The 22990-nt window shown below is 39.6% G+C and carries 14 protein-coding genes, 1 tRNA gene, 3 rRNA genes and 5 pseudogenes; 7 read left to right on the forward strand and 16 right to left on the reverse strand.

Annotated elements, in window-relative coordinates; genetic code table 11:
* Positions 1 to 14 precede the first annotated feature (14 nt).
* The 10 genes and pseudogenes from trmB to ACLKMH_RS23930 form a co-directional block, all read right to left on the reverse strand.
* Positions 15 to 675: pseudogene (gene trmB, locus ACLKMH_RS23885) on the reverse strand (tRNA (guanine(46)-N(7))-methyltransferase TrmB).
* A pseudogene (locus ACLKMH_RS23890) lies at positions 672 to 1444 on the reverse strand (ABC transporter permease). Before ACLKMH_RS23890 ends, trmB begins: the two co-directional pseudogenes overlap by 4 nt.
* Before the next feature lie 9 nt (positions 1445 to 1453).
* Positions 1454 to 2355, reverse strand: a pseudogene (locus tag ACLKMH_RS23895) (ABC transporter ATP-binding protein); the annotation flags it as partial.
* 11 nt (positions 2356 to 2366) lie between these two features.
* Positions 2367 to 2903: a hypoxanthine phosphoribosyltransferase gene (gene hpt, locus ACLKMH_RS23900; protein WP_413700239.1), complete on the reverse strand. Its 537-nt coding sequence runs from the start codon at positions 2901 to 2903 to the stop codon at positions 2367 to 2369.
* Positions 2904 to 3302: 399 nt separating this feature from the next.
* Positions 3303 to 3418 (reverse strand): 5S ribosomal RNA (rrf, locus tag ACLKMH_RS23905).
* A gap of 144 nt (positions 3419 to 3562) precedes the next feature.
* Positions 3563 to 6450 (reverse strand): 23S ribosomal RNA (locus ACLKMH_RS23910).
* A 425-nt stretch (positions 6451 to 6875) separates the two neighbouring features.
* Positions 6876 to 6951: transfer RNA gene (locus ACLKMH_RS23915), tRNA-Glu, on the reverse strand.
* Between the two features lie 71 nt (positions 6952 to 7022).
* A 16S ribosomal RNA gene (locus ACLKMH_RS23920) occupies positions 7023 to 8566 on the reverse strand.
* Together the 16S, 23S and 5S rRNA genes with 1 tRNA gene alongside form the textbook arrangement of a ribosomal RNA operon.
* A gap of 536 nt (positions 8567 to 9102) precedes the next feature.
* Complete coding sequence (locus tag ACLKMH_RS23925) at positions 9103 to 9390, reverse strand: pyrimidine/purine nucleoside phosphorylase (protein WP_413700240.1); 288 nt, start codon at positions 9388 to 9390, stop codon at positions 9103 to 9105.
* A gap of 70 nt (positions 9391 to 9460) precedes the next feature.
* A pseudogene (locus ACLKMH_RS23930) lies at positions 9461 to 11371 on the reverse strand (ABC transporter ATP-binding protein).
* A gap of 122 nt (positions 11372 to 11493) precedes the next feature.
* On the opposite strand from ACLKMH_RS23930, the gene ACLKMH_RS23935 reads away from it, so the two are divergent.
* Positions 11494 to 11718 (forward strand): YheV family putative zinc ribbon protein, encoded by a 225-nt coding sequence (locus ACLKMH_RS23935; protein WP_413700241.1) that lies wholly within the window; start codon positions 11494 to 11496, stop codon positions 11716 to 11718.
* A 1-nt stretch (position 11719) separates the two neighbouring features.
* Positions 11720 to 12352 (forward strand): peptidylprolyl isomerase, encoded by a 633-nt coding sequence (gene slyD / locus ACLKMH_RS23940; RefSeq protein ID WP_413700242.1) that lies wholly within the window; start codon positions 11720 to 11722, stop codon positions 12350 to 12352.
* A 165-nt stretch (positions 12353 to 12517) separates the two neighbouring features.
* Here the strand turns inward: slyD and ACLKMH_RS23945 are convergent, their stop codons facing one another.
* The 4 genes from ACLKMH_RS23945 to ACLKMH_RS23960 all read right to left on the reverse strand — a co-directional run bounded on the left by ACLKMH_RS23945 (position 12518) and on the right by ACLKMH_RS23960 (position 13972).
* On the reverse strand, positions 12518 to 12829 hold the full coding sequence (locus ACLKMH_RS23945; RefSeq protein WP_413700243.1) for a hypothetical protein: 312 nt from the start codon (positions 12827 to 12829) through the stop codon (positions 12518 to 12520).
* A 6-nt stretch (positions 12830 to 12835) separates the two neighbouring features.
* Positions 12836 to 13120, reverse strand: coding sequence for a hypothetical protein (locus ACLKMH_RS23950; RefSeq protein ID WP_413700244.1), 285 nt, complete (start codon positions 13118 to 13120; stop codon positions 12836 to 12838).
* 77 nt (positions 13121 to 13197) lie between these two features.
* The gene (locus ACLKMH_RS23955) at positions 13198 to 13572 is read right to left on the reverse strand and encodes a hypothetical protein (protein WP_413700245.1); all 375 of its coding nucleotides are present in this window, start codon (positions 13570 to 13572) and stop codon (positions 13198 to 13200) included.
* Positions 13573 to 13636: 64 nt separating this feature from the next.
* Positions 13637 to 13972, reverse strand: coding sequence for an alpha/beta fold hydrolase (locus tag ACLKMH_RS23960; RefSeq protein WP_413700246.1), 336 nt, complete (start codon positions 13970 to 13972; stop codon positions 13637 to 13639).
* 74 nt (positions 13973 to 14046) lie between these two features.
* On the opposite strand from ACLKMH_RS23960, the gene ACLKMH_RS23965 reads away from it, so the two are divergent.
* Positions 14047 to 14790 carry a ComF family protein gene (locus ACLKMH_RS23965; RefSeq protein ID WP_413700247.1) on the forward strand — a complete coding sequence of 248 codons (744 nt, stop codon included), beginning with the start codon at positions 14047 to 14049 and terminating at the stop codon, positions 14788 to 14790.
* 140 nt (positions 14791 to 14930) lie between these two features.
* Entirely contained in the window at positions 14931 to 15512 is a 582-nt protein-coding gene (gene nfuA, locus ACLKMH_RS23970) for a Fe-S biogenesis protein NfuA (protein ID WP_413700248.1), read from the forward strand.
* Positions 15513 to 15519: 7 nt separating this feature from the next.
* Here the strand turns inward: nfuA and yjeH are convergent, their stop codons facing one another.
* Entirely contained in the window at positions 15520 to 16740 is a 1221-nt protein-coding gene (gene yjeH, locus ACLKMH_RS23975; RefSeq protein WP_413700249.1) for an L-methionine/branched-chain amino acid transporter, read from the reverse strand.
* Between the two features lie 443 nt (positions 16741 to 17183).
* On the opposite strand from yjeH, the pseudogene ACLKMH_RS23980 reads away from it, so the two are divergent.
* A pseudogene (locus ACLKMH_RS23980) lies at positions 17184 to 18914 on the forward strand (DEAD/DEAH box helicase).
* 183 nt (positions 18915 to 19097) lie between these two features.
* On the opposite strand, the gene glmU reads toward ACLKMH_RS23980, so the two are convergent.
* Complete coding sequence (gene glmU, locus ACLKMH_RS23985) at positions 19098 to 20459, reverse strand: bifunctional UDP-N-acetylglucosamine diphosphorylase/glucosamine-1-phosphate N-acetyltransferase GlmU (RefSeq protein ID WP_413700250.1); 1362 nt, start codon at positions 20457 to 20459, stop codon at positions 19098 to 19100.
* Positions 20460 to 20618: 159 nt separating this feature from the next.
* On the opposite strand from glmU, the gene nadE reads away from it, so the two are divergent.
* Together nadE and ACLKMH_RS23995 are read left to right on the forward strand one after the other, a co-directional pair.
* Entirely contained in the window at positions 20619 to 21449 is an 831-nt protein-coding gene (nadE, locus tag ACLKMH_RS23990) for an ammonia-dependent NAD(+) synthetase (protein ID WP_413700251.1), read from the forward strand.
* A gap of 680 nt (positions 21450 to 22129) precedes the next feature.
* Positions 22130 to 22957 (forward strand): family 16 glycosylhydrolase, encoded by an 828-nt coding sequence (locus ACLKMH_RS23995; protein ID WP_413702461.1) that lies wholly within the window; start codon positions 22130 to 22132, stop codon positions 22955 to 22957.
* The last annotated feature ends 33 nt before the right edge of the window (positions 22958 to 22990 follow it).

Raw genomic sequence — 22990 nt, forward strand, 5'->3', positions numbered from 1 at the left:
TATTAATTTGCCTGTTATTTTAATAACGAAGTTAACCGAAGAGAACTTTGACCACTTGCCCAGTATTTTCTTTCAAAGGGGGTAATCGCTTGTTCTGACTGATAAATTTCCACAACAGAAGTTTGCTCAGCCAAGGTTAAAGCTCTTTCAAATTCTTTAATATAAAGGTGCCAATTACTACGCAATTCCAACTTCCCGCCTAATGCAATTAACGCAGGAAAAACAGCGCTACCATGCCATCGGCGTTGCAGATGCTTCGATTTTGGCCAAGGGTTAGGATACAACAAATAATGGTGTGAGAGCTTCCAATTTGCTTCAACGGCTAAACGCCAAAAATCATTCAAATTTACCTGTAATAAACGGTAATTATCAATTGCTTCAAAACTGTGTTTTCCAAGTCGATCTGCAGATTTATCCATCCCTAAAACAATTGCCTCAGGGTGTGCCTTAGCAATATGGTAGGTACTCTCTCCCACTCCGCAACAGGAATCAAAAATAATAGGTTTTCCTTGCTCGCTCAACCCACTTTTCAATTTCCTTAAAAGCCTCATAGGTATGTTGCTGATAAGGTTTTTTAAAAGAGTGTTTAAGATGCTTTAGCACGACTTCGTCTAATTGCTCATGTAAGCCTTCTTGATTACTACTGATAATACGTGAATTACCTGACTCAATCATGAACGGATCCCTATTCCTTTACTTAATAGGATAGCAACCAAAGAATATAAAGCGATAATGAATAAGCCAATCACAGTAAATGACCAAACTAAAGAAACATCTGCAATACCTAGGAAACCATACCGAAAGGCATTAATCATATAAAAAACTGGATTAAAATGTGAAACTGCTTGCCAAAAGTCTGGTAATAAATTGATCGAGTAAAAAACGCCACCTAAATAAGTTAATGGTGTTAAAACAAAGGTAGGAATAATACTTATGTCATCGAAGGTTTTAGCAAAAATAGCATTGAGTAATCCACCAATTGAAAAAAGAATGGATGTACACAATACACTTAATATTAAAATAAATATGTTGAATATATGCAAATCAACAAACAACAAGGAAACACAAGTCACCATCAAACCAACCATTAAGCCTCTCGTAACACCGCCTCCAACATAACCCCATAAAATAATATAGTTAGGTACAGGTGCGACTAATAACTCTTCTACGTTACGTTGGAACTTCGCACTAAAAAAGAAGAAGCAACATTTGAGTAGGAATTAGTGATCACAGACATCATGATTAATCCTGGCACGATAAAAGACATATAATCGAAGCCATTCATTTCACCGATACGAGAGCCGATTAAATTACCAAAAATGACAAAATACAAACTCATAGTAATAACAGGAGGTACTAAAGTTTGTATCCAAATACGCAAAAAACGATTCGTTTCTTTACGCCAAATACTCTTGAGTGCAACTAAATAATGAGCTTTAAGCATTTCTCTCCCTTTTTCAACTAACTCGATAAACAACTCTTCTAAACGATTAGATTTGTTTCTCATGCTATTCACGCGAACTCCCATAGACGTTAGTTCAGAAAACACCTTGTTTAAAGACTGAGATTTATCAAGTTCAATTTCTAAGGTAACTTCATCAATTTGTTTAATTGAAAAAAGATCACTGCTTGGCAAATGATTTGACGGATCAACATCTAAAATAAAAGTTTCAGTTGTTAACCTTGATAATAAAGACTTCATCGTTGTATTTTCAACCAAGTTACCTTTATCAATAATGCCTATATTTCGACATAACATTTCCGCTTCTTCCAGATAATGCGTAGTTAAAATAATAGTTACCCCTTGCTTATTAATCTGTTGTAAGAACTCCCACATCGAGCGACGAACTTCAATGTCCACACCTGCTGTTGGCTCATCTAAAATAAGTAAACGAGGCTCATGCATCAAAGCACGAGCAATCATCAAACGTCGCTTCATGCCGCCAGAAAGTTCTCTAGAAGGCTGATTTCTTTTTCCCATAAGTCTAATTTTTTTAAATACTTTTCGGCTCTTTCAAGGGCTTGGTTGCGTTTGATGCCATAGTAACCTGCTTGATTAACTAAAATCTGCAAAGGAGGTTCAAACTGATTAAAATTAAACTCCTGGGGTACAAGACCTATTTGCGCCTTAGCTTCTTCGAGTTGGCTATCAATATCAAAGCCAAACACAGAAACACTACCAGATGTTTTATTAACAAGAGATGAGATGATACCAATAGTGGTAGATTTTCCTGCTCCATTAGGGCCAAGCAAAGCGTAAAAATCCCCTTCTTTAACTTGTAAGGAAATATTTTTTACCGCTTCAACACCGCCTTTATAGACTTTTTTAATATTTTTTAAATCGATTGCATACATAAACTTCAACCTTAATCAGTAAAACTCACATAACCAATATAAGGCAAATTACGATAGAACTGTGCGTAATCAATGCCATAACCAACTACAAATTTGTCTTCAATTGAAAAACCAATCCAATCAACTTCAACATCAGCTTCTCTTCTTGAGGGTTTAGTAAGCAAAGTACAGATTGCAAAGGATTTTGGATCTCGAATGAGTAACATTTTTTTAATTTTAGTTAAGGTATGACCCGTATCTATAATATCTTCTACTATTAACACATCACGACCATGAATTTCCTCATCGAGTTCCTTCAATATTTTCACATCACCCGAACTATCCGTTCCACTTCCATAACTTGAAGTTGCCATAAAATCTAATACAACAGGAACAGTTAACAAACGTGCTAAATCAGCTAGAAAAATAGCAGATCCTCTTAATAAGCCAATAAGTACGACACATTCGCTATCTTTATAACGCTCATTAATTTCGTTAGCCATTTCTTGAATTCTAGTCTGAATTTCCTGCTCTGAAATCATGGTCGTTATCGTGTGGTTTGGGTTCATAAAAACTCCGATTAAACAAATAAACGAGTATTATAACATTAAAGCGAGTACTTAAAGATGCAAAAACTTATGCAAATCTAATATATTTCTTAACGCAAAAAAGAGTACCCTGCTACTGCATAGGTCATAGCTCCTCAAGCCCTAAAACGAAAAAATCCCTGCTGACAAAGTCAACAGGGATTGTTCGGATATTTGAGGATTAGCTAGCTTGGCGATGGAAAGTCGTCGCAGAGCTCCTCCGCTCATGAACCATCGCTGTCGCGATATTCGCCCTACTATCACATGTTTTGATTCTGCCTACGGCAGGCTCTTAACCTTCCCCATGTGTGAGTAGGTCACTAAATCGTAGAATTAAAAAAACCCAGTAAGAAAAGACCTACTGGGTTTATTTAATTGGGCGCTTGGCGATGACCTACTCTCACATGGGGAAACCCCACACTACCATCGGCGCGACTGCGTTTCACTTCTGAGTTCGGAATGGGATCAGGTGGGACCACAGTGCTATTGTCGCCAAGCAAAAACTTAATTAAGAAAGCTGTTTTTTGTTCTTTTTATAATCTGCAATGTCGTAAAATATGTTTATCACAAACGTATTTTTGTTGATGAACTATCATCATCTCTTGGAACAATCTCAAACACTTAAAATGCTTAGAGTTTGTATGGTTAAGCCTCACGGGTAATTAGTACAAGTTAGCTCAATACGTTACCGCACTTACACACCTTGCCTATCAACGTTGTAGTCTCCAACGGCCCTTTAGGGAACTTAAAGTTCCAGTGAGAACTCATCTTGAGGCTCGCTTCCCGCTTAGATGCTTTCAGCGGTTATCGATTCCGAACGTAGCTACCGGGCAATGCCATTGGCATGACAACCCGAACACCAGCGGTTCGTCCACTCCGGTCCTCTCGTACTAGGAGCGGCTCCTCTCAATTCTCAAACGCCCACGGCAGATAGGGACCGAACTGTCTCACGACGTTCTAAACCCAGCTCGCGTACCACTTTAAATGGCGAACAGCCATACCCTTGGGACCGACTTCAGCCCCAGGATGTGATGAGCCGACATCGAGGTGCCAAACACCGCCGTCGATATGAACTCTTGGGCGGTATCAGCCTGTTATCCCCGGAGTACCTTTTATCCGTTGAGCGATGGCCCTTCCATTCAGAACCACCGGATCACTATGACCTACTTTCGTACCTGCTCGACGTGTCTGTCTCGCAGTTAAGCTGGCTTATACCATTGTACTAACCTCACGATGTCCGACCGTGATTAGCCAACCTTCGTACTCCTCCGTTACGCTTTGGGAGGAGACCGCCCCAGTCAAACTACCCACCAAACAGTGTCCCAAACCCCGATTCAGGGGCCATGGTTAGAACTCAAAACATACAAGGGTGGTATTTCAAGGTTGGCTCCAACAAATCTAGCGACCTGTCTTCAATGCCTCCCACCTATCCTACACATGTAGGCTCTAAGTTCACTGCTAAGCTGTAGTAAAGGTTCACGGGGTCTTTCCGTCTAGCCGCGGGTACACAGCATCTTCACTGCGATTTCAACTTCACTGAGTCTCGGGTAGAGACAGCATGGCCATCATTACGCCATTCGTGCAGGTCGGAACTTACCCGACAAGGAATTTCGCTACCTTAGGACCGTTATAGTTACGGCCGCCGTTTACCGGGGCTTCGATCAAGAGCTTCGACAAAAGTCTAACCCCATCAATTAACCTTCCGGCACCGGGCAGGCGTCACACCGTATACGTCATCTTGCGATTTAGCACAGTGCTGTGTTTTTAATAAACAGTTGCGACCATCTGGTATCTTCGGCCTCTAACAGCTTAAAGAGCAAGTCTCATCACCGTCAAAGGCGTACCTTCTCCCGAAGTTACGGTACCATTTTGCCTAGTTCCTTTACCCGAGTTCTCTCAAGCGCCTTGGTATTCTCTACCTGACCACCTGTGTCGGTTTGGGGTACGATCCTTTATTATCTGAAGCTTAGAGACTTTTCCTGGAAGTATGGCATCGATGACTTCAGCACCTTAGTGCCTCGACATCGTGTCTCAGTATATAGTCACCCGGATTTACCTAAGTCACCTACCTACACACTTGAACCTGGACAACCATCGCCAGGCCCACCTAGCCTTCTCCGTCCTCCCATCGCAATAATAAAGGGTACGGGAATATTAACCCGTTTCCCATCGACTACGCCTTTCGGCCTCGCCTTAGGGGTCGACTCACCCTGCCCCGATTAACGTTGGACAGGAACCCTTGGTCTTCCGGCGGGGAGGTTTTTCACCTCCCTTATCGTTACTCATGTCAACATTCGCACTTCTGATACCTCCAGGATGGTTTACACCTTTCCCTTCGACGGCTTACAGAACGCTCCTCTACCACGCGTATAAATACGCGTCCGCAGACTTCGGTGATATGTTTAGCCCCGTTAAATCTTCCGCGCAGACCGACTCGACTAGTGAGCTATTACGCTTTCTTTAAATGATGGTCGCTTCTAAGCCAACATCCTAGCTGTCTAAGCCTTTCCACATCGTTTCCCACTTAACATATACTTTGGGACCTTAGCTGGCGGTCTGGGTTGTTTCCCTTTCCACGACGGACGTTAGCACCCGCCGTGTGTCTCCCATGATTGCACTTGTTGGTATTCGGAGTTTGCATAGGGTTGGTAAGTCGGGATGACCCCCTAGCCTAAACAGTGCTCTACCCCCAACAGTGATACATGAGGCGCTACCTAAATAGCTTTCGAGGAGAACCAGCTATCTCTTGGTTTGATTGGCCTTTCACCCCCAGCCACAAGTCATCCCCTAATTTTTCAACATTAGTGGGTTCGGTCCTCCAGTTGATGTTACTCAACCTTCAACCTGCTCATGGCTAGATCACCAAGTTTCGGGTCTAATCCCAGCAACTATTCGCCCAGTTAAGACTCGGTTTCCCTACGGCTCCCCTAAATGGTTAACCTTGCTACTGAAATTAAGTCGTTGACCCATTATACAAAAGGTACGCAGTCACCGAACTAAGTCGGCTCCTACTGCTTGTACGTACACGGTTTCAGGTTCTATTTCACTCCCCTCACAGGGGTTCTTTTCGCCTTTCCCTCACGGTACTGGTTCACTATCGGTCAATTAGGAGTATTTAGCCTTGGAGGATGGTCCCCCCATATTCAGTCAGGATTTCTCGTGTCCCGACCTACTCGTTTTCACTAAGTAGAAGTTTTTGTGTACAGGACTATCACCTTGTACCGTTGCACTTTCCAGAGCATTCCACTAACTTTTATCTAGCTTAAGGGCTGGCCCGATTTCGCTCGCCGCTACTTTCGGGATCTCGGTTGATTTCTTTTCCTAAGGGTACTTAGATGTTTCAGTTCCCTCGTTCGCTTCCATATGCTATGTATTGACATACAGATGACACTAAGTGCCGGGTTGCCCCATTCGGAGATTCCAGGATATAACGCTTGTTATCAACTCCCCTGGACTTATCGCAGATTACCACGTCCTTCATCGCCTCTAATTGCCTAGGCATCCACCGTGCACGCTTATTCACTTAACCATACAAATTCTAAGAATTTTAAAATACTTATTGTTTGTAGGTTGTTTCCAAGACGCTTGCGATCCTCATATTTTACTATGAAAAACACTTACGTTTTTCGTGCACCGAGAATGAACGTTGTTTTGTTCATTCAGGATACGTACAAACTGTAAATCACTTACGTGAATTACAGCTGTTTTTTATTTTGCTTGATTACAATTACTAAAACCTAAGTTTTAATAATTGAGAACAATTTACATTTCATAAATAAAACGTAAAATTTCGTTTATATTTACCACACCAATCAACACTAAAGTGTCATTTTTTTGTGCGATAAATAAGAACTTTATCAGCTTTCCTAATTGTTAAAGAGCAGTGTTAAAAAACACTTTATAAGCATTAAACTTTAATGTTTATAAAGTATCTTTCTGACCATCAAGAGAAGTTGGTATCCCCAAGGGGATTTGAACCCCTGTTACCGCCGTGAAAGGGCGGTGTCCTAGGCCTCTAGACGATGGGGACATAAGACTTCTTCTGCGCTTTATCATTCTAATCAAACAATCTGTGTGGGCACTAATAGCAGTTTCTTTACGTAAGGAGGTGATCCAGCCCCAGGTTCCCCTAGGGCTACCTTGTTACGACTTCACCCCAGTCATGAACCACACCGTGGTCATCGCCATCCCGAAGGTTAAGCTAATGACTTCTGGTGCGACCCACTCCCATGGTGTGACGGGCGGTGTGTACAAGGCCCGGGAACGTATTCACCGTGGCATTCTGATCCACGATTACTAGCGATTCCAACTTCACGGAGTCGAGTTGCAGACTCCGATCCGGACTACGACAAACTTTATGAGATTCGCATACCCTCGCAGGTTAGCAACCCTTTGTATTTGCCATTGTAGCACGTGTGTAGCCCATCCCGTAAGGGCCATGATGACTTGACGTCGTCCCCACCTTCCTCCGGTTTATCACCGGCAGTCTCCCTAAAGTTCCCGGCATAACCCGCTGGCAAGTAAGGATAAGGGTTGCGCTCGTTGCGGGACTTAACCCAACATTTCACAACACGAGCTGACGACAGCCATGCAAAGACCTGTCTCAGAGTTCCCGAAGGCACTCATCAATCTCTTGGTGATTCTCTGGATGTCAAGGGATGGTAAGGTTCTTCGCGTTGCATCGAATTAAACCACATGCTCCACCGCTTGTGCGGGCCCCCGTCAATTCATTTGAGTTTTAACCTTGCGTACCGTACTCCCCAGGCGGTCTATTTAATGCGTTAGCTTTGAAACCCACGGCATATAGCCACAAACTTCTAATAGACATCGTTTACTGCGTGGACTACCGGGGTATCTAATCCCGTTTGCTCCCCACGCCTTCGCGCCTCAGTGTCAGTTACTGTCCAGGTGGCCGCCTTCGCCACTGGTATTCCTTCAGATCTCTACGCATTTCACCGCTACACCTGAAATTCTACCACCCTCTACAAAACTCTAGTTAACCAGTTTCAAATGCCGTTCCCAGGTTGAGCCCGGGGCTTTCACATCTGACTTAATTAACCACCTACGCGCGCTTTACGCCCAGTAATTCCGATTAACGCTCGCACCCTCCGTATTACCGCGTACCGCTGGCACGGAGTTAGCCGGTGCTTCTTCTGTGGGTAACGTCACAGATATCAGTTATTAACTAATACCCTTTCCTCCCCACTGAAAGTGCTTTACAACCCGAAAGCCTTCTTCACACACGCGGCATGGCCGCATCAGGGTTTCCCCCATTGTGCAATATTCCCCACTGTCGCCTCCCGTAGGAGTCTGGACCGTGTCTCAGTTCCAGTGTGGCTGGTCATCCTCTAAGACCAACTAGGGATCGTTGCCTTGGTAAGCCATTACCTTACCAACTAGCTAATCCCACTTGGGCCACTCTTTACGCGCAAGGCCCGAAGGTCCCCTGCTTTGGTCCGAAGACATTATGCGGTATTAGCAGTCGTTTCCAACTGTTGTCCCCCACGTAAAGGCATGTTCCCAAGCATTACTCACCCGTCCGCCACTCGTCATCTTCTAGCAAGCTAGAAATGTTACCGTTCGACTTGCATGTGTTAAGCCTGCCGCCAGCGTTCAATCTGAGCCATGATCAAACTCTTCAATTTAAAGTTTAATGTGGTTGTTTTCTTCGAAGAAGAATGCAACCTGACTCAATATTACTGACTAAAACTATGTACCGAAGTACAATGTTATTCTGAATTAATGAATTAATTCGTGTGTCATTGATATTGATTCTTTTTGTCCCGAAGGACTATTTTGAAATCTACTATCAATGCTCACACAGATTGTTTGATTAAATTGTTAAAGAGCGTGCCTTTCGGCGAGGTGCGTATAATACGCTAACCTTGAACCTTGTCAACATTTTATTTTAAATAAATTTAAAAGTAAAAGTTCTTGCAAACTCAGTGAGCTTGCTGGCTCCAGACGATTAAAAACTTACGTCAGTCGTTGTCTGTGGATGCGCATTATAGGGATTGAGATCACATTGGCAAGCTTTTATTGTGCTTTATTTCAGAAAAACGTTTAAGTGATCAATTAACCAACAAAGCGCTTCTTTTTGACACAAATTTTTGCAGAATTTATATTAAAAAGTAAAAAAGGAGCCTTAGCTCCTTTTTATTATACTTATTAAAGCGTGTTTTTATTTTTTGTATAAACACAAATAAGCAGTTTGAACACTCACTTTAACATCAAAACTTGAATTAGCTTCTACTTCAAAGGTTTCACCTGCATTATATGTTTTCCATTCAGTTGTATTAATAAGTCTAACAGTTAAGCTACCGCTAACTACTGTCATATATTCATAAGCACTAGTACCAAATGTGTATTCACCCACTTCCATTACACCAACGGTTGCTGGCAATGTTTCACTTTGGAATGCGATTGATTTAACGTTACCATCGAAATATTCATTTGCTTCAAAACTCATTTTAATACCTTCTTATCTCATTTATTGGTGAATCATTGCGCACAGAGTATGGCGAAGCTATACCTAAAACTCAACCCTCAAATTCAGATTGCAAGGTTTCTATCTGTTCTTGAGCATCCATCCAAAGCATTTCAGCTTCCTCAAGTTGGTCTTTTACTTCACCTTGCTCCTTTAATAAGCTGGTTAGTTTATTTTTATTCTCATGCTCATATAGATCAGAATTACTTAATAAGGTTTCGATTTCAGTTAAACGTAAAGAATAACTATCCATCAACTTTTCTGAACTAGCTAATTGTTTTTTAAAAGGTGTTAATTTTTTACGAAATTCAGCTTCCAAGCCTTTTTTGATCCTTTCTATTAACACTAATAGAGCTCGTTTTATCATCCTTTTGCTCTGATTGTTTCTCAATACGTTGTTGGTCTGCTAGCCACTGGTGATAATCATCAAGATCACCAACAAAAGGTTCTACCTTTTTATCATGTACTAGATATAAATCATCAGTTGTTGTTCTTAATAAATGCCTATCATGGGAAACAACCACCATAGCGCCTTCAAATGCTTGTAAAGCAACGGTTAATGCATGGCGCATTTCGAGATCAAGGTGATTGGTAGGTTCATCTAGTAATAATAAGTTAGGTTTTGCCACACTAATAACGCCAACACAAGGCGAGCCTTCTCTCCACCAGAAAATGGTGCAACAACATCAAAAGCTTTATCCCCTTGAAAACCAAAACTACCAAGGAAGCTACGCAACCCAAGTTCTTTTTCATCGGGGGCAATGCGTGCTAAATGTTGTATTGGAGACTCATCCAACCTTAAAAACTCTAATTGGTGCTGTGCAAAATAACCAATTTTAGCGTTACTGTTAATTTCTATTTTTCCTGACTTGGGCTTAAGTTGGTCAGAAAGTAATTTAATAAGCGTTGATTTACCCGCCCCATTTCTACCTAACAAGCCAATGCGACTACCTGGTACTAAATTTAACTTAATTTGATCAAGGATCAACAAGTCATCATACCCAGCACTTACTTTTTCAAGTGTTAACAGTGGCATTGGTAACGCTTCAGGTTCACGGAACGAGAAGCTAAATTGGTTATCAAGATGAGCAGGTAGCAATTGCTCCATTTTTTCTAATGCTTTAATACGGCTTTGTGCTTGTTTAGCTTTATTGGCTTTATAACGAAAACGATCAATATAACTTTGCATGTGCGCCATTTGCGCCTGCTGTTTTTCATAGGAAGATTGCTGTTGCATTAATTTTTCAGATCGTTGTCTTTCAAAACTAGTATAATTACCCGTGTATTCGAATAATTTATTTTGTTCAATATGAATAATTTTGTCGACAATGCTATCGATAAAATCCCTATCATGAGAAATTAATATCAATGTTCCTTGGTATTGGCGTAACCACTTTTCAAGCCAAATAACAGCATCTAAATCTAAGTGATTGGTTGGTTCGTCTAATAGAAGTAGATCTGAAGGGCAAAGCAGTGCCTGTGCGAGGTTTAAACGCATTCGCCAACCACCTGAAAAGTCACTAACCGCACGACCTTGTGCTTGTTCATTAAAACCTAAACCCGCGAGTAATTCAGCCGCACGTGACTCAATAGTGTAACCGCCGGCATTATCAAGCTGTATATGCATTTCAGCTATTTTGGTGCCATCATCCTGAGCTTCGGCCTGTTTTAGTTTATCTTGTAACTGTCGAAAATGGCGATCACCATCAATAACATATTGCAGAGCATTTTTATCAAGTGCCGGAGTTTCCTGCGCAACACTGGCTAACTGCCAATGATGAGGAATAGTTAGGTCTCCTGCATCTACCTGAGTTTCTTGTTTTAATAGAGTAAAAAAACTCGACTTACCACAACCATTGGCTCCAACTAGCCCAACTTTTTGTTTGGGATTGATTGTTGCACTCGCATCTTTTAATAATGCGTTACCGCCACGGATAAATTCGATATTTGTTGCAACAATCATAAATAGCTTTCTCTGTAATATTGGATGGGGGATAATACCCAATTTTATAAAGTTGAGCCATAGCTACTGGTAATGAAAATTTATTAGATTACCATAACGCTATTATTGCAAGGATAGACAAAATGAGCTTATCTAAAAATAGAAAACGTTTTATAGCCGGTGCCAGTTGCCCGCAGTGCAACGAACTTGACACTGTTGCTTTGACATTGGAAAATGGTGTAGAAACATTAATATGTGTGTCCTGTGGTTTTTCACAAACACAAACACCAACACAAGCAACAGCGACCACACGCCAATTTGAACAAATGATTGGTGTATTTGATCCTGCGGAACATAACGAGAAATAATATGAAAATTGAAAATGATGTAGTAGTTTCAATCCACTTTGGTGTTGCTGAAGTAGATGGTAACGCACTAGACAGTACTGAAAATGGTGCTCCACTTGATTACATTCAAGGAGCAGGCTACCTAGTACCAGGCTTGGAAGCAGAATTAGCTGGTAAAGAAGTCGGCGACAAATTTGATATAAAGCTTGAAGCAAAAGATGCTTACGGCGAATTTCAAGAAGCATTAGTTCAACAAGTACCACGCAACCTTTTCGAAGGTGTTGATACGATTGAAGTGGGTATGTCTTTCCAAGCAGATACAGACCAAGGCCCACGTACTGTAGAAGTAACTGAAGTCACTGATGAATTAGTAAGTATCGATGCAAACCACCCATTAGCTGGCATGGCATTGCAATTTATTGGTGAAGTCGTTGCAGTGCGTGAAGCAACTCAAGATGAGCTAGCGCATGGTCACGTTCATCAACATGGCAGTAGTCGCGGAAGCCACTCACATTCAGAAGAGTCCGATCATGAATGTTGTGGCGGAGATAAAAGCAAGCATTCAGAAGGCGATAGCTGTTGTGGCGGAGATGGTCATGAAGAGAAAGAAACTCAAAAAGAAGCAAAAGAAGACTGTTGTGGCGGTTGTCACTAAATAGTTATTTAAATAGCTGTTATTAAATAAAAATTGCATCACTTGATGCAATTTTTATATTGCTTTATATTGCATAGTCAATGGTTGGATCTGCTATAGGTGTCACTGCACGGTTATATTTTTCCTGAATGACAGTAAGGGATAATTTAAAATCAGTCATTATCTCTAATGTTTTACTTTCATACTCTTCTTTATTGTTGCCACTTCTTTTCGCAAAAAGTTTAATCTACGCTGTTTGGCTCTAGATTGATGCTCACTGGTATTATTACTTTGTTGCTCATTTTCATCCTGTAAAAGTGTTTTCGATTGCGATGAATATTGTGGATTTTTTTCTCCCTCTCTTAATTTCGCATAGGAAGCAACCACCTCTGTTTTTGGAATAACAGGTTTAATTAAATTTTCTTGTTGCAACGCTTCCGTTGCTGGATGAAAAGGGACAGCAATCGCAGTGGGTAAAGCCGCATTAATATTCGCCATAAAACGTTACACAGAGGTATCAATTAAAGTACCCACCATTTCATCGGCAGTACTTATCACATTAACTGACGCTTTAGCCTGTAATTCTGCCACTTTCATATTAATCACTTCTTCTGTGATAGAGACCGGTTTAACTTCTGCAGAAGATCCGCCCTGCGAAACAGATTGTTCGCTAACAGAGTTATTGTTTGTTAAACCAGCATTAGCGACTCTGTCACTAGCAACACTGAGCTGATTTGATGCACTTTGGTAGCCAGCAAGGCCAGAGCTAAATGCAGAAGAAATATTCATAAATCCCCCTTGCTAAAAATGAATAATAATTTAAGTATGGCACTATATTAACATAAACAAAGCTATTTGATTAAATTTTAGCCACAAATAAACGCAATAACACGCTTACAAAATAGCTCGCTTTCACTAATAAAGAGAGAATGTGATGAATTTTCAAATAATTGCGTCTCAATGTTAGGTACTAAAGCTTGCATATTCAGTTTCGTTTGCAAGGGAACTAACGTATCAAATTGACCAAAAAGTGATAAACAAGGGCAGGATAAGTCAGCAAAAGACGAGCGTAAGTCTGAATCTGATAGTAATTCAAGGCCTGCCACTAATGCTTCTTGATCAGCCTCTCTTGTACCCTGCAATAGCTTTTTCAAAAGTGCTGTATCTTTTCTGGCAGTTAAATTCCCCATCGCCTGCAAACCAATAAAACGCGTTAAGGTTTTTTGTGGATTTTTTTGCAAACCTAATAGAAAGTTTTTAAAGACTGATTTATCAACTCCCTGCCAAGTATCTTCGCCGACAAATTTAATAGAACCAGGCGACTTGAATTAGTCTATTGACGCGCTGAGGATAATTTATCGATGCATAGGTGGCAATTAAACCACCCAGTGACCAACCGCACCAAGTCGCAGAATCGGGCACAACCTTTAAAATAGCTTCAGTGATTGACTCTAATGAATACTCATCTAATGTTGCACTGTTGCCAAATCCAGGTAGGTCAACAATATACAGGGTAAAATGTTGACTAAGCTGTTCAACAACAGGTTGCCAAACTGCAGAGTTAACTCCCCATCCATGCAATAAAACCAGTGCTTCGCCCTGCCCAACCAATTTACAATGAACATGTTGCTCTTTATTCAAAATATAACACTCACTTTTATTATTAATCTATTTATTTGTTATAATTATTTTTTGTTTTTAAGGTAGTTAAACTGATGTTTCATTTGATCAAACAACAGAGTAAGCAAATTATTGAGCATTTATTACCAGCTCAATGTTTAGTTTGTGCCTTAACTAGCAATAATAAACTGATCTGCTTACATTGTGAAAAAAACATCCTTAGCCAACGTCAATACTGTTTTAATTGTGCTCTACCACTTAATAACAGTGCTGATTATTGTGGTGATTGCCTACAAAAGGATTATATATTTGATCACATTCATGCATTAGGGGATTACACAAAGCCCCTTTCAATACTTATTAAACAACTTAAGTACCAGAAAAGTTTAATTTCCGGCGAGTTATTAGCTGAATTATTACTAAAATCTGTTTTAAATCGTTATTCAAAGCAACAATTATCAGAATACGATTATTTACTCGCTACTCCACTACACTCCAAAAAATTAAGACTTAGAGGTTTTAACCAAACTCAAATTATTGCTGACAGTTTACACAAAAGCTTAAATATTCCTTTATTAGAAAATGCAATTATACGCGACAAACAAACCACCGCACAGGAAGGATTATCAGTTACTAAAAGAAGAAAAAATCTGGCTAATGCCTTTAAGCTTAAGCAAAGCTCAACACAGGAAATAGCAGGTAAAAACATTATTATAATAGATGATGTAGTAACAACAGGAGCAACAATGAACAGCCTTTGTAAATATTTAAAAAAGCAAGGCGCCAATAAGTTAACTATTTTTTGTATCAGTCGCACTGCACTTAATAAAGAAATATAAAATCAACTATCTTGCTTGCGATGGCAAAGTGAATACTATTTTCCACTATTTGTATATTCCTCTTTATTTACATTTCTCTTCTTACGATTGATTGATACAATACCCAAGTAAACAACTCAAGATTAAACAGAGGTAGAGTAATGATTGAAATCACTCCAAGTGCCGAAGCACACTTTAGAAAATTGTTAGAGCCACAAAAAGAAGGGACAAGTATTCGTGTATTCGTAATTAACCCTGGCACTCCTAAAGCGGAGTGTGGTGTTTCTTACTGTCCTCCCGAGGCAGTTGAAAGTACAGATACACGTTTAAATTACGATGGTTTTGATGCCTTAGTTGACGAAATCAGTATTCCATTTCTTGAAGAAGCATTTATTGATTTAGTAGAAGAAGAGACAGGTACGCAACTGACATTAAAAGCACCTAACGCTAAAATGCGTAAAGTAAAAGATGATGCTCCTCTTATTGAACGTGTCGAGTATGTTATTCAAGTACAAATAAACCCACAGCTTGCGAGTCATGGTGGTTTTATCAAACTGATTGAATTAACAGAAGATAACGTTGCAGTGATAGAATTTGGTGGTGGTTGTAATGGTTGTTCTCAAGTTGACTTAACACTAAAGGATGGCATCGAAAAAGAACTACTAGCAGAGTTTTCCGATGAACTTAATGCTGTTCGTGACATTACAGAACATCAAAGCGGTGACCATTCATTCTATAAATAATGAATAGTCATTGAATTGAACAAAGACAAAAGAGAAGCCTAGCTTCTCTTTTGCTTTTAAGCCGATAGTAAATACTCAATAAAAACAATAAAGCAACCGCAAACAATGCATGTTCAGCCAATGATAAAAATAATATCACACAGGTGACTGAGGCTAATATTGCTAAACCTTGATTAATACCTATTAATAGTTTTACTCCCGCTAATGCACCAGCTAAATAAATTAAAATGAATAACCCGTTTGCATAAGCAATTAAGCCTTCTAAATCTAACCCTGAATAATGGTAAGCCACTAACATCAGCATAGTCAGAAGTATTGCCGTTAATAATCCGTAATAAGGAACGTTATAGACATTAATACGAGCAAAAATAGGCGCGATTTGTTGCTGTTTTGCCATGCTTGATAATAAACGAGAAAAGCCCACAAAATACAGGCTGACAGAAATATAACAGGTGAGAAACCCTGCAAAAGAGACAATGGTATAACCATGTTGACCAAGACTTAACTTCACCAAGTTTATGACTGAATTTAAATTTTCTGTTTCATTTCCATAATAATGCATTTGCAATAAACTCAAACTAATTAAGCTGTACACAATCAAAGTGATGACTATTCCGATAATAATTGTTAAAGGAAAGTCTCGGTGCGGGTTCTTAAAATCATTGGCTAAATGGGCTATCGCCTCAATGCCTAAGAAACACCAAAGAATATAAGTCGCACTCAATGCCAGTTTAGATACCTGGAATTCTGTACTAGGAAGGTGAAAAGGCTGTGTAATTTGACTATTTAGCGAAACAAATACTAAGCAACTAACAATACACACACTTAAGATGGTTTGAATAATGGCCGCTGTTTTCAAGCCAAAGACATTAAACAGCATTAATAAAAACAGCATTAATATTGCACACAAAAATAAGCTTTGCGCAGACGCTTGCTCAATAACCCCAATCGCGGTTAATCCATTTACTAAAAAATTTGAAGCCGTAACAACAATTACCGGTGCGCCTAGTGCAACAACCCATATAAATAACCAACTAACAATACGCGCGACTTTATCGCCAAAAGCAACTTGAACAAAATATGCCGTTCCACCTGCATGAGGGTGCTTCTTTCCAAGGGCGGCAAAGGTAAATACAATAGGAAGAATCAGTAAGCCCATAATAAGCCAAGCAAATAATGACCATTCATTAGCAACCGATGCAAACAATTGCTGGAATAATAAAAACACCTGATCCTAATAATGCTGAAACCAGCATACCAACACCATGTGTGACTGAAATTGTTTGATTAGTGGTAGACAAATTTATTCCTATCAAAAACTATTTATTAAAAAAATGAAAGGTCTTAAAATAAAGACCTTTGCAACTGTAATTTCGGCTAAGAAACAAGAGAAATAACAATTATTTTTCTTATTTTGTGCTTAACCTCAAATAACACGAGCATTTTAGACGCAAATCAAGTAGAATGCGCCACCCTCGTAATGCGATCAAAGTTTGATCCTTACGAAATCTCCAGATAAAACCTACTATGCGCAATTATGTTTTTCATAACACGCGAGAATTATTAAATCGTTTCAACTACTTGAGCGATTGAGGTGAAGTAGGCATATGCTGGATTGACGCGTTTTTGCATTGTTCAAACGCAGAATTTATACGAAATCATGAGGCCTCTATGTCAGAGTCAAACACACCAGAAAACACAATTACTTTTAACGATTTAAACTTACCTGAAGCAATTACTAAAGTTGTTGCAGAAATGGGCTACGAAGCTCCTTCTCCAATTCAGGCACAGACTATTCCCCTTCTATTAAAGGGTCAAGATGTTTTAGGTTTAGCACAAACAGGTACAGGTAAAACAGGTGCCTTTGCATTACCTTTATTAGCAAATATTGATTTATCAATCAGAAAACCTCAGGTATTGGTATTAGCACCAACACGTGAATTAGCGATCCAAGTTTCAGAAGCATTTCAAAGTTACTCGCGTCATTTAAAGGGCTTTCATGTAATGCCTATTTATGGTGGCCAGAGCTACAATATTCAATTCAAACAATTGAATCGTGGACCACAAGTTGTTGTTGGTACGCCTGGGCGTATTATGGATCATCTAAAACGTAAAACTTTAGATCTATCAGGATTAACAGCCTTGGTATTAGATGAAGCCGATGAAATGTTACGTATGGGATTCATTGATGATGTTGAAACTATCATGCAAGATATGCCTGAAAAACATCAAACTGCACTTTTCTCTGCGACAATGCCGGATCAAATTAAACGCATTACTAAGCGTTACATGAATAATCCAACAGAAGTTAAGATAAAAGCAAAAACATCAACTGTTGAAAACATTGAACAAAAATGTTGGATCGTGCGTGGTGTTAATAAGCTTGATGCATTAACACGTATGTTAGAAACGGAAGAGTTTGACGGTGCGATCATTTTTGCACGTACTAAAACAGCAACAGTTGAGTTAGCAGAACGTTTAGAAGCTCGCGGTTACCGTAGTGCAAGCATTAAACGGTGATATGAATCAGCAAACTCGTGAACGTACTATTGCACGCATCAAATCAGGTAGCCTTGATATCTTAGTCGCGACGGACGTTGCTGCACGTGGTCTTGATGTTGAACGTTTAAGCTTAGTGGTTAACTATGATATCCCAACGGATACAGAATCTTATGTTCACCGTATCGGGCGTACGGGTCGTGCTGGTCGTAAAGGTAAAGCAATTTTATTTGCAAAGACCACGTGAACGTCGCTTATTAAAAGCAATTGAACGTGCAACTCGTCAAGAAATTACTATTATGGATCTACCATCACGTGATGAAGTAACTAAAACACGTATCGATAGTTTCCAAACACAATTATTCTCAATCTGTGAAAGTGAAGATTTAACTTTCTACCGTTCACTGTTTGAGCAAATTGAAAACAATACTGATATTGATGATTTAGATTTAGCAGTACGCACTACTTTTCCTTGCGCAAAAAGATAAGCCTTTACAGCCTGTTGAAGAAAAGTTTGTTGAACCTCGTTCACACGACCGTGGTTTTGACCGTGGTGATAGAAATGATCGTGGACCTCGTGGTCGTCGTGACAGAAATGACCGTGGACCTCGTGGTGAAAGAAATGAACGCGGTGGTGACAAACCTCGTGGACGTGGACGCCCAACAGATGTTGAATTAGAAACATACCGCTTAGAAGTGGGCCGTGCACACGGTGTTCAAGTTAAAAACATCGTTGGCGCAATTGCCAATGAAGCTGATATCAATAGTCGTTTTATTGGTGATATCAAATTAAATGACGAATTCTCAACTATTGAGTTACCTAAAGGTATGCCAGAGAAAACCATGAAACATCTTGAAGGTGTTTATGTGTGTAAGCGTCAATTGAAAATTAAGAAAGACTAGAAAGCTGGAAAATCTAGCCTAAATGAAAAAGGGTGCTTCACAAGCACCCTTTTTTATATCAGTAAAAAATAGAGCAAAATATTCAACCTTTCAGCTATATAACCTTTCCGCCTTAAAGCATTACATTCTTACAAGCATTCCAGCCCTAAAGCCTTTCCGCCTTATAGCCTTATAGCCTTTTCTCTATTTCTTTTTAACTGGTCGCTTCCAATTATTCAAATGACGTTGCTTAGCACGTGAAATCGCTAATGTATTCTCTGGCACATCTGTCACCACCGTTGTTCCTGCACCTGTTGTTGCACCATTACCGATAGTAACTGGTGCGATTAGCTGACAATCCGAGCCTACAAATACATCGTCGCCGATGGTTGTCTGGAATTTATTTGCACCATCATAGTTACAGGTGATCACACCAGCGCCAACATTGACACGTTCCCCAATGACACTATCGCCTAAATAAGTTAAATGGCCACACTTAGTACCATTACCTAAAGTTGATTTTTTAACCTCGACAAAGTTACCAATATGCACTTCTTTTTTAAGCTCAGTTTGTGGACGAATACGCGCGAAAGGACCAATAGTAGAAGCTTCTCCAATAATGCTCCCCTCAATAATTGAGTTAGCTTGAATAACAACATCATCAGCAATATCACAATCAATTAGAATACAGTTAGCACCAACTACGACGCCATCGCCTAATGTTACTTTACCTTTGATGATCACATTAATATCGATATCAACGTCTAAACCGCAAGTTAATTCGCCACGTAAATCAAAGCGTGCAGGGTCTCGTAACATCACACCACTTAATAATAACTTTTCAGCCTCTTGTAATTGATATGCTCGTTCTAACGTTGCCAGTTGCAAACGGTTATTCACCCCTTCTACTTCAACTGTACTTGACGGATTAACCGCCTCAATTAATTTTCCCTCTTGATGTGCCATACCGATAATATCAGTTAAGTAATATTCGCCAGCGACATTATCATTCGATAAAGCAGGCAACCAACGTTGTAAATCAGTCGCACTTGCAACTAAAATCCCGGTATTCACTTCTTTAATGGCACGCTGACTTTCAGTTGCATCTTTTTGTTCTACAATTGCTGTAATCTTTCCATCAACGCGTTCAATACGGCCGTAACCTGTTGGCTCATCAAGATGTACGGTTAATAACCCAATACCGCCCTGTGGTTGAGCATCAATAAGTCGTTGCAGGGTTTGTGGCGTAAGCAGTGGTACATCACCATAAACAATCAGTATTTTTTCATCGTCTTTAAAATGGGGCAATGCCATTTGCATCGCATGGCCTGTTCCTAATTGTTCAGTTTGTTCTATCCAATTAAGCTGGCTGTCGGAAATATTCTGTTGCATTTGATCACCACCATGACCATAAATTAAATGAATATTTTCAGCACCGACACCTTTAACAGAATCGATAACATGTTGCACCATAGGTTTATCTGCAATTTTATGTAGTACTTTGGGAAGACGAGAACACATACGTGTTCCTTTACCAGCCGCCAGAATAACAACACTTAAAGCCATAATATTAATTCCGTATAATTTAAAGATTAAAATCTCATTCTAACCAAATTAATAAGCGCCGCGAATAATAAAATAATATTTATCTCTTTTTATTATTAATTATTTGACCGTTTAACGTTAAGATAAGCACTTATTCATTTTAATAATAGGTTTAGTGTCATGAAACAAGAAATATTAAAAGAGATGCGTGTCTTGGCCAATATTGATATCGCGACTGAAATTCAAACTCGTATCGACTTCATTATAGACACATTACAAAGTGCGCATTGCCAGACTTTAGTATTAGGTATCAGTGGTGGCGTTGATTCAAGTACTGCTGGGCGTTTATGTCAACTAGCAGTAGAGCAATTAAATTCATCATTGGAAGAGGATAAATACCAGTTTATTGCCGTGCGTTTACCCTATGCCGTTCAAAAAGATGAAGATGAAGCCCAGCTAGCACTGCAATTTATACAACCTTCACAGCAAGTGACAGTGAATGTACAAGCTGGTGCGGATGGAATTCACAGTAGCACCCTAGCAGGGTTAGAAGAAAGTGGTATCAAACTCCCAGAAAATACTAACCTTGATTTTATTAAAGGTAATGTCAAAGCACGTATGCGTATGATTGCCCAATATGAAATTGCCGGACTAACAGGCGGTTTAGTGGTAGGTACAGATCACAGCGCAGAAAATATCACTGGCTTTTATACCAAGCATGGCGATGGTGCCTGTGATTTAGCACCTTTATTTGGCTTAAGTAAACGCCAAGTACGCGCATTGGCTAAACAACTTGGTGCTCCGGCACTATTAGTAGAAAAAGCCCCTACTGCCGACCTAGAAGAAAATAAACCACAACTAGCTGATGAAGTTGCACTTGGGATGACCTACGATCAAATAGATGATTTCCTGGAAGGAAAACCTGTTGATCAAGAAATTGAAGATAAGTTAATTGCAATTTATCTACGTACTCAACATAAACGTCAGCCTATCCCAACAATTTACGACTAAAAGATATTTTATATCAATAAGTTAAAATAATAACAAATAGCCTAAAAGAAAAACCAAACACTTTCTTTCAGGCTATTTTTAAAAAACAAAAGCAAGCGCTTTCAAAGTATCGGTAAGAAAATATAAAGTAACTCTTCTAATACATATCATTTCCATATTTCTTATCAAAAAACACGCCGAGATTAAAAACCCCATTAATAATTGATTTAAAATGAAAAAAATATAATCCATGAACCGTTAATATAGAACAAAGTGATCAATGCACGATTTATGAACTAAGTGGATTGCAGTCCATAAACTTATAAAATAACATAACAAAAAGTAAGCGCTTTCATTTGATAAGTAGTTTTAATAATCACTCCAATTAAAGCAACTTATTATGACTATTTAAGAGGTGACTATGAACTTCAACTTAAAACACATTGATAACTCAATTGACAAAAAAGTACCCCCAAAAAACAAAGAGTGGCCTACTTAGTACCAGCCCTATTATTGTTTAGTAGCTCACTTCAAGCAGGCTGGGAAGTACAGTGGATTGATAAATTTGAGGAAGTAGTGTTAATTGGGATAACTGGACTGCCCAGACGGAGGCCAATTATAACAATGAAGTTCAGTGTTATACCGATGATGATAGCTCTTCAGAAAAAAACTACGATGTATCCGATGGCACTTTAAAAATTATTGCTCGTAAAGGAAGTAACTATTGTTCAACGCTTAATAGTCAAAAAAGCTGGACTTCAGGTCGCCTTAACAGCAAAGACAAACAAGAGTTTTTATATGGTCGAATCGAATCTCGGATCCGTTTTCTTGATTTAGAAGGTGGTACTTGGCCAGCATTCTGGATGTTAGAAAACCGTATAAACCAACAGCCCGTTAAGGGGGATGATGATACATCCTACTGGCCAAATGAAGGTGCCAGTGAAATCGATGTATGGGAATGGTTTTCTAACGACCCTGATAGCTATATTACCAATTTTTTCACAGGAGAAAGTAACTGTGGTGGTCTCGCTTATTATCAATACCCTAATGGTGTTGTAGATGTAACAGACTGGCATCGATATGCAATGGAATGGGATGAGGATCAAATTGATTTTTATGTTGTTGATGAAAGTGATCAACAGACATTAGTTGTCAGTCAGGATATGCGTAATTGTGACCGTTATGAAGAACCTATGTTTGTATTACTCAATGTTGCAATGGGTGGCATGTTAGGTGGTGACATTGATTCGAGTTTAGAAATGGCAACCATGGAAATTGATTACGTCGCTCATTGTACCGCGAGTACTGCAACTGATGCGGCTTACTGTGGAGAAGATACAGACACAACGACCGATAGCACCACAGACACACAAACAGACATCACCACCGAGACAGGCTTTACTGGCATAAGCAACTCAAGTGGAGGGAGCATGAACAGCTTCATTTTAATGGCATTAGGTTTATTAGGATTATTTAGATCCTCAATAGCAAAACTAAGCCGACGCAATAAAAACAAATCTACCCGTTAATTCATTTCCTTCACTCCATAATCAAAATAGTTA

It is taken from the genome of Psychromonas sp. KJ10-10 (assembly GCF_047323245.1).
In the GTDB taxonomy this organism is placed as follows: Bacteria; Pseudomonadota; Gammaproteobacteria; order Enterobacterales; family Psychromonadaceae; genus Psychromonas.

Coding starts and splice junctions, on each gene's coding strand:
- hpt (WP_413700239.1), bottom strand. CDS start 2,903: ATGAACCCAAACCACACGATAACGACCATGATTTCAGAGCAGGAAATT.
- ACLKMH_RS23925 (WP_413700240.1), bottom strand. CDS start 9,390: ATGAGTTTTGAAGCAAATGAATATTTCGATGGTAACGTTAAATCAATC.
- ACLKMH_RS23935 (WP_413700241.1), top strand. CDS start 11,494: ATGAGCTTATCTAAAAATAGAAAACGTTTTATAGCCGGTGCCAGTTGC.
- slyD (WP_413700242.1), top strand. CDS start 11,720: ATGAAAATTGAAAATGATGTAGTAGTTTCAATCCACTTTGGTGTTGCT.
- ACLKMH_RS23945 (WP_413700243.1), bottom strand. CDS start 12,829: ATGGCGAATATTAATGCGGCTTTACCCACTGCGATTGCTGTCCCTTTT.
- ACLKMH_RS23950 (WP_413700244.1), bottom strand. CDS start 13,120: ATGAATATTTCTTCTGCATTTAGCTCTGGCCTTGCTGGCTACCAAAGT.
- ACLKMH_RS23965 (WP_413700247.1), top strand. CDS start 14,047: ATGTTTCATTTGATCAAACAACAGAGTAAGCAAATTATTGAGCATTTA.
- nfuA (WP_413700248.1), top strand. CDS start 14,931: ATGATTGAAATCACTCCAAGTGCCGAAGCACACTTTAGAAAATTGTTA.
- glmU (WP_413700250.1), bottom strand. CDS start 20,459: ATGGCTTTAAGTGTTGTTATTCTGGCGGCTGGTAAAGGAACACGTATG.
- nadE (WP_413700251.1), top strand. CDS start 20,619: ATGAAACAAGAAATATTAAAAGAGATGCGTGTCTTGGCCAATATTGAT.